Annotated in this window: 2 protein-coding genes; both read left to right on the top strand. The window is 46.2% G+C overall.

Going from position 1 to position 3,199, the window contains the following annotated elements; translation table 11 throughout:
- The coding region (locus WEIDD23_RS11265) for a toprim domain-containing protein (protein ID WP_062359042.1) at window positions 1-1,371 on the top strand (1,371 nt) is incomplete at its 5' end.
- 6 nt (window positions 1,372-1,377) lie between these two features.
- Window positions 1,378-3,199, top strand: a 1,822-nt coding sequence (locus WEIDD23_RS11260; RefSeq protein WP_082778345.1) for a DNA gyrase/topoisomerase IV subunit A, incomplete at its 3' end; no start/stop codon positions are given.

Below are 3,199 nucleotides of genomic sequence, written 5' to 3'. Positions count from 1 at the left end.
GACCGCTTGCACCAACAAGCCTTCTTGAACCCCGAAGCATCATTTACGTTGATTAATGAAGCTACTGGCGAAGAAGTGTCATATCACGAACCTGAAGGATTGAAGGCGTATGTTGAATATGTCTTTGAGTCATCGAAGGAAGACAATGAAAAGCTGATTACAGGCATTCACGGTTTCTCTGGTCGGATTGAGACAAACGAGGGTGAGTGGATTGGTGCGGACGTTGCGTTTGCTTGGACAGACGGGGCAACACCACGCCAACGTTCATTCGTTAACTCAGTGGCTACGCCTGATGGTGGTACCCACGTTTCTGGTTTCAATGCTGGTGTGCGCCGCATGATGAACAATTATGCTGACAAACTTGGCTTGACGAAGGATTCGATTGATTCGCGTGATTTGCAACCTGGTTTGGTGGCGATCATTTCAGCGAACCATACGAAGCCCCAATATACCGGGCAAACCAAGGATAAGCTCTCAAACGTTGACGCTAAGACGGCGATTGATAAGATTACCTACGAGCAAGGTCAATTTGAGTGGGATAAGTACATCACTGATGTTGAAGCAGTTATTAAGCAAGCGTTAGAGCGGGCTGCTTTGCGTCGCAAGATTGATGACTTGTCAAAAATCAAGTTAGATTCAAAGGACATGAAGGCCAAGGTCTCAAAGAAGTTGAAGCCAGCCAAGAAGTTGCGTGGTGCCCGTGGCGTGGAACAAGCTGAATTGTTCATTACCGAGGGTGACTCAGCCTCTGGTTCTTTGACGCGTACCCGGATTAACGGGGAAGGTGGCATGTATCAAGCCATTTTCCCAATTCGTGGAAAGATTATTAACGCGTTGACGTCAACATCAGATAAGGTTTTTGCGAATACGGAAGTTTCAACGATTTTCAGTGCGATTGGCGCTGGAATTGGTGATAAGTACGATGAGTCAAAGTTGAACTACGACAAGATTATCATCGCATCCGACTCTGACTCCGATGGTGACAATATTTTTGCGTTGTTGATTACGCTTTTCTCAAAGTACACGCCGCAATTATTGGAAAATGGTCACGTCTATCGTGCCCAAGCCCCATTGTTTATTAATTACGATGAAAAGGGCAACACAGATTACATCTACACGGAACGTGATCAACAAGTTTACTTGGAAACGCACGACCCTAAGTTGGTTGAACGTGCCAAGGGACTTGGTGAAGTTGGTGACCCAATGACGCGTGAAACCTTGATTACACCAGGAACTCGTCATTTAACGCAATACACGACGAATGATATTGAAGCCTCAACGGAACTAGTTGATTTGTTGATGGGTAAGGAAGTGGCACCACGTCGTGCGTTCCTAATGGAAAACGCTGAATTTGCACATATTGAGGAATAAGAAATAATGGCGACAAAAAAGAAAATCAAGATTGATTTGAAGCACGACAAGCCAGTTGTTGAAGACCTCGATCAATCAATGAAGCAAGCATTTACAAATTACGGGATTGCCGTTGCTTCTGATCGTTCAGTGCCAAATGTGCTGGATGGTTTGAAGCCGGTGCAACGTCGTATTTTGTACGCCATGACAATGGCAAAGTTGTCTCCAACCGCAAAGTTTAAGAAGTCACAGACGGTGGTTGGGGATGTGATGGGAAACTGGCACCCCCACGGTGATAATTACGGGTCAGTTGATTACTTGACGCAAAATTTCGTCTTCCCATTGGCACCAATCGAAGGACACGGTTCATTTACCGACATTTCTGGTAACCCGGCCGCTGCGGCCCGTTACACAGAAGTGCGGTTGTCACGTTTCGGGCAATTGATGGTGAATGATCTATCTGAAAAGTTGGTCCCATACGAAGATAATTATGACAATACGAAGCGGATGCCACGGGTATTTCCGGCTAAGTTGCCATATTTGTTGATTAACGGGGTTAAGACAGGTATCGCGGTCGGCTTTACGAGTTCGATTGCACCACACAACCCAGTTGATGCGACGCGTTTGTTGAAGCAATACATCAAGACGCCAAAGATGACGCTTGATAAGGCGATTAGCATTCTGCAAGGACCTGATTTGCCAACTGGTGGAACCTTGTACGGCGATGTCCGTTCATACTACAAGACTGGTGTGGGGAAGTTCCAAAATGCCGGGACAATTATTGATTCTGACGAAGATAAGAACACATTGATTATCACCGAAGTGCCATACCGCATGGGTGGATCAATTAATTCTTACCTCGATAAGGTGAAGGATTTGATTGCCGATGGTAAGTTGAAGCCCATTCGGTCAATCGATGACTTCACGACGGACGAGGATATTGCCAACAACAAGGTCCGAATTGAAGTCACGTTGCAGAACAACTATGACCACGAACAAGCCAAGACATTGCTTTTCCAAAAGACGGATTTGCGTCAAACGTACTCACTCGAATGGATGGCTTTGGATGGTTTGACGCCAAAGCGCTACACATTGATGCAATATTTGCAGACAGTGGCAAACTTCCAACACACGTTGGTTGTGCGTGAGTACAAGGCGGATTTGGAAAAGGCGTCTGCACGCCTTGAAATTGTCGACGGTCTGATTCAAGTTCCTGACTTGATTCAAGCGATTGTGCATGCTGCCCAGAATACGGATGGTAAGGCAGACTTGATGCAAGTCTTGCAAGGCTTGAAGACAATTCCGGCACAAATGGCATCATTTAGCTTCACGGAACGTCAAGCTGATGCGATTGCGTCAATGCGTGTTTACCAATTGAACCGTGTGGATGCGCAAGCGTTGGTGGCTGAGAAGGCTGATCTGGAAGAACGTATTGCGATGGCAAAGCGTTATATCGAAGAACCAGATTTGCGTGTGCAATTGTTGTCGGAACGTTTGGATGAACAAATCAAGGCCTTGAAGAAGGACGGCTTTGGGTCACGACGTACCACGTTGGGTGATGAATCTGAGTTGAAGGCTAAGGTAGCGAAGACCGTCATTATTAACCCTGTGACGATTACGATTGATCGTTACGGTTACATCAAGATGACCGATAAGCGCGAAGTTGAAACGGACGATGAAATCCAATTTGTACTGCAAACAACGGACGATGATTGGTTGGAAATGTTTACAGCTGACGGACGCATGTTGCAAGTTGGGCTATCTAGCTTGAAGAAGTACAAGGCACGCGACAATAATCGTGGGGATGCAGCGATGGCTGTGTTTGCCGATAACGGATACACTGGTGATG

Source organism: Weissella sp. DD23 (genome assembly GCF_001579105.1).
In the GTDB taxonomy this organism is placed as follows: Bacteria; Bacillota; Bacilli; order Lactobacillales; family Lactobacillaceae; genus Weissella; species Weissella cibaria.
Note: the sequence above shows the minus strand (reverse complement) of the source record. Positions and strands in the feature narration are given on the sequence as shown.